This is a genomic window from Moorena sp. SIO1F2 (genome assembly GCF_010672755.1).
GTDB lineage: Bacteria > Cyanobacteriota > Cyanobacteriia > Cyanobacteriales > Coleofasciculaceae > Moorena.
Genome location: NZ_JAAHFV010000312.1, coordinates 1 through 7,556 on the forward strand (window position 1 = coordinate 1; position 7,556 = coordinate 7,556).

General features: G+C 43.2%; 9 protein-coding genes and 2 pseudogenes. 2 read left to right on the plus strand and 9 right to left on the minus strand.

The window, feature by feature from the left end; genetic code table 11:
• Positions 1–797: 797 nt before the first annotated feature.
• The gene (locus F6J94_RS26430) at positions 798–1,025 is read right to left on the minus strand and encodes a hypothetical protein (protein ID WP_293045649.1); all 228 of its coding nucleotides are present in this window, start codon (positions 1,023–1,025) and stop codon (positions 798–800) included.
• A gap of 450 nt (positions 1,026–1,475) precedes the next feature.
• On the opposite strand from F6J94_RS26430, the gene F6J94_RS26435 reads away from it, so the two are divergent.
• On the plus strand, positions 1,476–1,631 hold the full coding sequence (locus F6J94_RS26435; protein ID WP_293045652.1) for a hypothetical protein: 156 nt from the start codon (positions 1,476–1,478) through the stop codon (positions 1,629–1,631).
• Here F6J94_RS26435 and F6J94_RS26440 read toward each other — a convergent pair.
• The 6 genes and pseudogenes from F6J94_RS26440 to F6J94_RS26465 all read right to left on the minus strand — a co-directional run.
• On the minus strand, positions 1,613–2,185 hold the full coding sequence (locus F6J94_RS26440) for a Uma2 family endonuclease (protein ID WP_293045654.1): 573 nt from the start codon (positions 2,183–2,185) through the stop codon (positions 1,613–1,615). The two genes, F6J94_RS26435 and F6J94_RS26440, sit on opposite strands and share 19 nt — an antisense overlap.
• Positions 2,186–2,344: 159 nt before the next feature.
• Positions 2,345–2,614, minus strand: a complete 270-nt coding sequence (locus tag F6J94_RS26445) for a hypothetical protein (protein ID WP_293022915.1) — start codon at positions 2,612–2,614, stop codon at positions 2,345–2,347.
• Between the two features lie 141 nt (positions 2,615–2,755).
• On the minus strand, positions 2,756–3,631 hold the full coding sequence (locus F6J94_RS26450) for a calcium-binding protein (protein WP_293045656.1): 876 nt from the start codon (positions 3,629–3,631) through the stop codon (positions 2,756–2,758).
• A 705-nt stretch (positions 3,632–4,336) separates the two neighbouring features.
• Positions 4,337–4,603 (minus strand): hypothetical protein, encoded by a 267-nt coding sequence (locus tag F6J94_RS26455; protein ID WP_293045659.1) that lies wholly within the window; start codon positions 4,601–4,603, stop codon positions 4,337–4,339.
• A pseudogene (locus F6J94_RS26460) lies at positions 4,603–4,996 on the minus strand (IS1 family transposase); the annotation flags it as partial. The gene F6J94_RS26455 and the pseudogene F6J94_RS26460, both read right to left, overlap by 1 nt.
• 113 nt (positions 4,997–5,109) lie before the next feature.
• Positions 5,110–5,307: pseudogene (locus F6J94_RS26465) on the minus strand (IS1 family transposase); the annotation flags it as partial.
• 192 nt (positions 5,308–5,499) lie between these two features.
• On the opposite strand from F6J94_RS26465, the gene F6J94_RS26470 reads away from it, so the two are divergent.
• Entirely contained in the window at positions 5,500–5,862 is a 363-nt protein-coding gene (locus F6J94_RS26470) for a hypothetical protein (RefSeq protein ID WP_293045662.1), read from the plus strand.
• A 390-nt stretch (positions 5,863–6,252) separates the two neighbouring features.
• Here the strand turns inward: F6J94_RS26470 and F6J94_RS26475 are convergent, their stop codons facing one another.
• Both F6J94_RS26475 and F6J94_RS26480 read right to left on the minus strand, forming a co-directional pair.
• The gene (locus F6J94_RS26475; RefSeq protein WP_293045665.1) at positions 6,253–6,429 is read right to left on the minus strand and encodes a hypothetical protein; all 177 of its coding nucleotides are present in this window, start codon (positions 6,427–6,429) and stop codon (positions 6,253–6,255) included.
• Positions 6,430–6,441: 12 nt separating this feature from the next.
• Complete coding sequence (locus F6J94_RS26480; RefSeq protein ID WP_293045668.1) at positions 6,442–7,200, minus strand: transposase; 759 nt, start codon at positions 7,198–7,200, stop codon at positions 6,442–6,444.
• Between the last annotated feature and the right edge of the window lie 356 nt (positions 7,201–7,556).

Below are 7,556 nucleotides of genomic sequence, written 5' to 3' on the forward strand. Positions count from 1 at the left end.
TAGGTTTTTTACATTTGGGTCGGGAGTCGGGAATCGGGAGTCGGGAATCGGGAGTCGGGAATCGGAACCCACCCCTAACCCCTCCCAGGAGGGGAAGAGCGGGAAATGGGGAGAATTATCCCGGAAAATATTGTGTATTTTGATACATATTTTGAGGAATTTATACGTAATCAAAGTACCTACTCGCCCCTTTGTAAAAAACCTACCCTTATGAGGATGGGGAGATGGGGAGATGGGGAGTTTATTATAGTTTTTGCCTAATTGCTAGTAACTATAGCGGTTATCCTATTAATTAGCTACACAGATTTTTTCCCTATTCCCTGTGGGTGCATCTCCTAAAAGCTGTTTGACCCGGTGGTGCGTTACGGGACTGGCTCTCCCAACACTGGCGACCGTTAAAATCAGGGCAAGCCAGTCCCTAACGCACCCTACGCAACTACACAGATTTTTTCCCTATTCCCTGTGGGTGCATCTCCTAAAAGCTGTTTGACCCGGTGGTGCGTTACGGGACTGGCTCTCCCAACACTGGCGACCGTTAAAATCAGGGCAAGCCAGTCCCTAACGCACCCTACGCAACTTTTTTACTATTCTTCAACATCATAACCTTCAACTAACTAACCTTCAACCTTTAAACTAATAACCTGCTAACCTTCAAAAAAAATAGCCGCAGAAATACTATCCACGGCTAGGAATTTACCTTATGTCATTCAGTTTTCCAACCTATCCAAACGTGAGTGATCTTACACGACTCAACCGGATGGTTTTGCCGGGGGAAAACCCCCCAGCAATTTAACGTGTTAACGGAGTCTGAAGTACTTGGTGCTAATTGTTATGAATTCTCCCGGAACATCCGTCGGCTGCAGAGGACTCCACTCGGATATTTCGGTGTAGCCCAGTGCATAGAGGGTATGCATGGTATTAGTTATTGCCTTGCGGGAGCCTTTCAAAATGTGCTGAACACGGATTTTTTTGTTGGAATAATCGTCTGGATTGTTCTCTGAATTTGTTGGAAATTCTGATGGCATAAGGTGAACCTTTTGTTTTTTATTTGCATCTATAATAGTAATGATTATAGTTTATATTGTCAAGGGTTTTTAGAAGTTTTTTTTTGAGGGGTAATGTAAAGAAATGCGATGCTCTGAAAGAGCCGCTACGCGAACGCATTTTTTTAGCGATCGCAAAAGCTTTTCAGCATTTAAATTGGGATACCTAAATTGCTGAAAGGCAAGAGGCAAGAGGCAAGAGGCAAGAGGCAAGAGGGAAAAAATCCTGTGTACCTAATTACTCTGAGAAAAGATATAATGGAAATGTTTAGCAAACTTAAATGAATTGTGATAATTTTTTCCCTTTGGGTGCATCTCCTAAAAGCTGTTTGACCCGGTGGTGCGTTACGGGGCGGGCTGTCCCAAAAAGGCGCGAAGAGGCGGAAAATGAGCCCGCCCCTAACACACCCTACGCAACTGTTAGATCATGTTATGACAATTACCCTTAATAAAAATCTCCCCCATCTCCCCATCTCCCCATCTCCCCAAACTTCCCACACTTCCCACCCTCCCCACACTCTTCCCTACTCCCTACTCCCTACTCCCTACTCCCTATTTCCTATTCCCTTTTATTTCGGAAAAAGCTGATTAACAGTACAACTAAAACCCGGTAGGATAGGAGAGGTTAGGGTATCTTGGCTGAAAAGGGTTACTACTAATTTGAGCTGACTGTTTTCTCGGCGATAAACTTCGAGCTTGCGAGACCTCCAATCAGCAATCCAATATTCTTTTACGCCTCGTGAAGAGTAAAGTTTTAGTTTAGCTTCTCGGTCTCGTCTTTGGTCTTGTTGACTAGCAGATAAAACTTCGACTGCTAATTCTGGGGCACCAGTTAGATGTCCAGATTCGTCTAAGGTTAATGTATAGGTTTCTTGAGTAACCCAAACGACATCGGGAATAACATTATCGGATTCGGAAAACAGGACACCGGGACTAGGAATAGCTTCTCCTAAACCACTTGCTTCAGACCAAGCATCTAGCTGTCGAAAAATTTTGCCACAGGTTTGCTGATGTTTAGTATGAGGCGCTCTAGTGACAAATAATTCTCCATCAATGATTTCGTAGCGTGTTCCTTCATTTTCTGGTAGCAATTCTAGGTCATGAATAGTCCAGTATACTCTCTCATGTATTGCCTGATTCATGATTATTCTCTGTTAGCTTTATACTAATTATACTCCCGACTCCTGACTCCCGACTCCCTATTCCCATACTGTCAGAGTTAGATTACGAGCTAGGGAAGCTATAACTATAATGTTATCCTCGGGGCATACTTTAGAAAGTAATTATATTAACAAATGGAGCTAGAACAAAGAACAAAGAACAAAAAACAAAGGGAGCAGGAGTACGAGTCTAATTTTGATGGGAATGACGAAAATTGGTGAATTGACTTCTTTCAGAAGTCGGGAACAGGGAATAGGGAATAGGGAACAGAGAATGAGAGGCAGAGAATCAATATAAGTGGAGTGGGCATCCTGCCCGCCTGGAAATGAAACAGGCAAGATGCCCGTTCCACAGCCAGATGCCCGGATGCCCACTCCACAGCCAGATGCCCGTTCCAGAAAACTCTTCAAATCATTCGATTCTTAAGCAACACCGGAAGCGAGGGGTATAGCGCTACGCGCAAGTCAGAAGTCAGAAGTCAGAAGTCAGAAGTAAGCTATGACTAAGTTTCGGAGTTTAGGAATGTCCTAATCTTAATGCGTAGTGCTATATTAGAAAAATATACTGGAGAGATTATCAGTAAAGGTACTAACCTCAACTCCCTCTACATTGGCGAGAAGGTCACCATCAGCAGCTATGATATTCACACTGCCATTAGACTGCTCAAAGGTAAGGGTGCTAGCATCACTAACCCCAAAGCGAGTTAACCCCTGTTGGAAATTTATCACTTTGTCATGTCCTTCACCTTCTTCAAGGGCAATGGTGTTGTTACCATTCCCAAGCTGGATGGTGTCTAGACCGGAACCAGAATCAATAGTATTGTTTCCGTCACCAGTGTTGATTACGTCATTTCCAGCACCGCCAGTTATGGTGTCATCACCGTCTAAACCGAAGAAATTGTTGTGAGCTTCGTTACCAATTAGTTCGTCATTAAAATTAGTACCTACTGCTTTTTCAATACTAATTAAAGTTTGTGCTACTTCCTGATTTTGCTCATCGGTGTAACTACCAGTGCCTTCAGCCAGATTCAGCTTAATACCAGAGTTGATTAGATCTTGAAAGGTAACGGTATCACGACCTTCTCCACCGTCAAAATAGTTAACACCGCTACTGTCTCGGAAAGTATCATGTCCTGCACCGCCTTGGAGGACATCATTACCACTATCACCCCAAATTCGATCATTCCCAGCGCCACCTTGAATTACATCGTCACCTTCTCCACCAAAGAGTTGATCATTCCCTTCATTTCCTTGGATTACATCATCACCCTGATCTCCATAAATTACATCATTACCTAGATTTCCCTGGATAATATCATTCCCTTCCCGTCCTCGAACAATATCGTTTCCATCTAAAGCTTGAATGATGTCGTTTTCAGGGAGACCTTCTAAATTATCTTCGTTGAGAGTTCCTAAAATAATTGCCATTTTTTTATTTACTCCAATAATTGACTATTGATGCTGCCTAAATTGGCAGTTAAATTTGGGAAATTAAAGGCACAATAATTGTTCTGATACTAGTGTTGTAATGTAAGCATTCAGCCGTCAGTAGTCAGTGGTCGCTGATAGCTGTTGGCGTAGCCTGCGCGTAGCCCATTAGCTTACGTTGTAATTGTTGTATTCAACAGTGAGCACAGATATTGATTGGTGCCTAAAAAAATCCGGAATATCATTATAATGAATGTTTTTTCCCCTTCATATAAGATAATTAACCGGAAAAAAATCCCTATTTATAGGTAAGCATTCAGCTCATGCCATGGCTGATAGCTGGCAATGGTAGATGCGCGGCGTTAGCTGTCGGCTGACTACTTCCATTTATAGCTTAAAACTAAGCGAAAATTCGCTATTTATTATCAAGTTAGCGTAATTCTACGTATCGATTAGTTAAAGATTTTGTTGAATTAATTTACTGCAGTTAAAGTATTTATAAAAAGCTTTTATTGGATGCTTAAAAAGCTTTTTATAGCTTGTGTTAGTAATATCAAGTCAGGTTGAATACCCATAATTAGAGGGAGGGTGGGGAGATGGGGAGATGGGGAGATGGGGAGATGGGGAGATGGGGAGATGGGGAGATGGGGAGATGGGGAGATGGGGAGATGGGGAGATGGGGGGTGCGCTTGTCTCCCCCCGAGACTAATTACTGATTCTATTAAAAGAGTCTATCTGGTGCTGTTGACCGCTGATCGGATGCTTTACTTGACAATTTTTACTGTTTGTGTTAAAAACTGCGCCTAGATTAACCCGGTCAGAGGAACTAGCGATCGCGTAGCGTGACCTTTGGTCAATCGCATTCGGCAGAACCTGACTTTGCTCCTGCTGGTCTACCAGTTGCTGCCACCAGTTTCGCAGCTGATCTAGATTGTTTCCGTACCAGGCTAATGCCCGGCGTTGCTGATTCATTAAATGGTTTCCCCAGAAAGGGGAATTTTATGGTATTTTAAATAATAAATAAGAAGCCTAATTGATAACTGCAACATCTCTTCAGATTTAGAGTAGCAGAGAGTTATTCTATGTAGTCTAGCTAAATAATGTCTCAATCTCGTATTTTCCCTTTCTATTCTAGTCATATAAGTTTTATTGGTTAAATGATCAATATCATCAATAAATATCTGGTAAACAATATATTTATCAGTGACATACCAAAAGCTATGCCAACATTGTCTTGATGCAGTCGCTCATGGGGGAAACCCCCAAGACCGCGCTGCATCGTTTTATTTTCTTCCAAAGCTTTTTAAAAGTTTCCGAACTGCGGTCACCAACTATAAAGTTTAAAATCCCGGGATAGCGCTTGTTAGCTGCCGTCCTTTGAAGTTACCGTAAGAGAGGGTCGCCTTTATAGAGACAGGTTATGGGTAATAGTTTGAAGTTATATGAAATAAGGCTCCACTCTCTAAGGTTTCGTCTCACACCCAAATTTTGTTTTTTTTTACAAAGGTTTGTAGCTCATCTATTTCAGTGATTTCAGGAATTTCTTCAGTAAAACATACATCTTTTAAGCGTGAACTAACTTTTTTAACCCAACCTATTATGGTCGTATGGTGAACACCAGTCACTCTTTCTATGGCTCTAAAGCCCATGCCATTTAAATACATTTTTAGGCATTGACAGCACTTTTGGGAGTCTTTAGTACATTTGTACGGGTAAACTTCAGTCACGAACACAACATGATAAACTACGGTATCGACTGGAATTCAAAATACAAACGTACGAGTACGTGGTTGATTAGTTTTGTCAGTCAACCAGGGTTATTGTTGAAATACATCAACTATTTACCAAAAACCTATAGTGAGGGCCTTATGGGTGTCATTAACGTTACTACCTATCGAGTTGGTACTAATCGCAGTCGTAATAACTCAAACGCACATCGGTATTTCTTAAGCTTAGAAGGAAGCGCAGAATCAGGACCTGCCAACAGGGCTGTGATCTATTTTTGGCCTACTAAACCTGCTGATACCGTTGGCTATATTTCTGGGTCGCTTTTAGTAGGAATGCTTGATGATTCTGACTTTGCTGGTTGGTATGATATCATCCGTAGCGAGAATCCGATTAAAGTTTCTTACGTCGAGAATTCAGATCCTGCTGAAAATAGAGTATTTCACATCGGTGTGGGCACAACGGATGAAGGTGTTGGGGAAGGACCAGCCGATACATCGGTATAGTCGGCTGCATCTGTCATACTTAGCCGTAGTCACTAGGGAAGAAATCCGGAAGGTGGTGCCTGACTTGTGCCTTCAAACCCACCCCACAACATCTCGGATTTGACCTAGTGCGATTTCCCTGTCAATATGTCCTTTAGCTTTGAGTAAAGCTGTGTTGTGGCGCTTGTACCAACGCTGTGACCTGACACAAAACCCACTGCTGTGGTGAGCTTCCCAAGTGTAGCGAGTTCTGAAACCTTTACACAGTAAAGGTTTCAGTCTCTGGCTGCACCGTATGACATCAACCTTATATTTCCGCCGTGTAGTGAGGGAGAGAGGGGGTTAGGGAGGGAAAGAATAGTTTCTATCCCTCCCTCGGTAACATCTGTCGGCTTTGCCAACTCTCGGATGTCAGTATTTAGAAACTCCCAGAACTCGCGCAACTGCTTTTTCATCTGTCCTTCCCGCTAAAATGCTCATGGAGTCAAGCCAAACTCCATCAAAGGTTTCCCCCAACTGCTCAATCAATTCAGCTCGCGAACGGGTATCACCAGGATGAAATAGACAAAACCCAAGACCAGTTGTCACCCACAGCCATTCTTAATGTCCGAGCACAGGCCAGGGGGTTTGATCGACATGTACCCGAGGTTGCCGTTTGACCCATTCCCGTAACTCGTCAACACTGCCCTTAACCGCCTTTGCTACCCGAGCGTTGGTTGATACCAGACTCCCTACCCCAACTTCAATGTTGCCGAGTTCCCATAGCAATTCTTGCTGTTTGTCATAGGAAAGATGTCCATAGTTGCTATGCCTAACCAGTAGAGATTGCAGTCCCACGCTTAAGTCTTGTCCTGGCACGATCCCTTTTGGCCAAGGAGCCGTATGGAGCTGACCACAGTGGGCGCATTTGTTGCATAAGCGCACTTTATGCACTACCTCGATTGGATGAGCAACCAGTTGAGCGACTTGCTGCCGTTGCACTGATACTGGGGATTCGATGAATTCAACAGAACTACAGTGGGGACACTTTTGTGGTAAGAGCCGCTCATATCGATCAACTCTCTCAAAGCCTTTACGTGTCTTGCCAGGATGACCAGGTTGCCCTCCTGGTTGACCTTTGGGAGTACAAGTCTTATCTGAACCAACTTTTGGTTTTTCGGGTTTTTTGAGCAGGTCAGTTGAGGGGGGCTTCGAGGAGGTTTGACGGTCTTTTTGAAGGCTAAGTTTGAGGCGTAAGATCTCCTGCTGTAATTCTTCAATGACCTGGTGTTGCTGCACTATCAAATCGACCAGTTGCTCAGTGGGCAACAATCTGATCTGTTTGAGGTCAAACTCTGGAGTTTTTTGTGCCTTGCTCATACTGCTACATTACACCATAATCTTGAGCAAGTTAACTCAAGATGACTTACCGATTGCTAAAGGGAGGGGGGAAGGCTGAGCTACTCTCAGTTGCAGGTTATTCACTCTTAAGGAAAGGGCGCTCAGCCTTCCCCCCTAATAACTGTGGCACTGACCTGAATCCTTACGTCTTGCCAGATGATTTATCGGATATGATTTTATTACGTAAAATTTTATTACGTGAAAGAGTATGAAACAAAAAGAGGAGGATTAATGATGGCTTACACCATAACGAAAGCGAGTAACCCCATGAGTATTGAAGAAAGGGAGTACGAAACAGCAAAGGAAGTAAAGTTTACCAAGTTCACATCCTGCAA

Bases quoted from the DNA above. Each gene is read 5' to 3' on its own strand.
- F6J94_RS26430 (WP_293045649.1), bottom strand. From the start codon at position 1,025: ATGCCATCAGAATTTCCAACAAATTCAGAGAACAATCCAGACGATTAT.
- F6J94_RS26435 (WP_293045652.1), top strand. From the start codon at position 1,476: ATGACAATTACCCTTAATAAAAATCTCCCCCATCTCCCCATCTCCCCA.
- F6J94_RS26440 (WP_293045654.1), bottom strand. From the start codon at position 2,185: ATGAATCAGGCAATACATGAGAGAGTATACTGGACTATTCATGACCTA.
- F6J94_RS26450 (WP_293045656.1), bottom strand. From the start codon at position 3,631: ATGGCAATTATTTTAGGAACTCTCAACGAAGATAATTTAGAAGGTCTC.
- F6J94_RS26455 (WP_293045659.1), bottom strand. From the start codon at position 4,603: ATGAATCAGCAACGCCGGGCATTAGCCTGGTACGGAAACAATCTAGAT.
- F6J94_RS26470 (WP_293045662.1), top strand. From the start codon at position 5,500: ATGGGTGTCATTAACGTTACTACCTATCGAGTTGGTACTAATCGCAGT.
- F6J94_RS26480 (WP_293045668.1), bottom strand. From the start codon at position 7,200: ATGAGCAAGGCACAAAAAACTCCAGAGTTTGACCTCAAACAGATCAGA.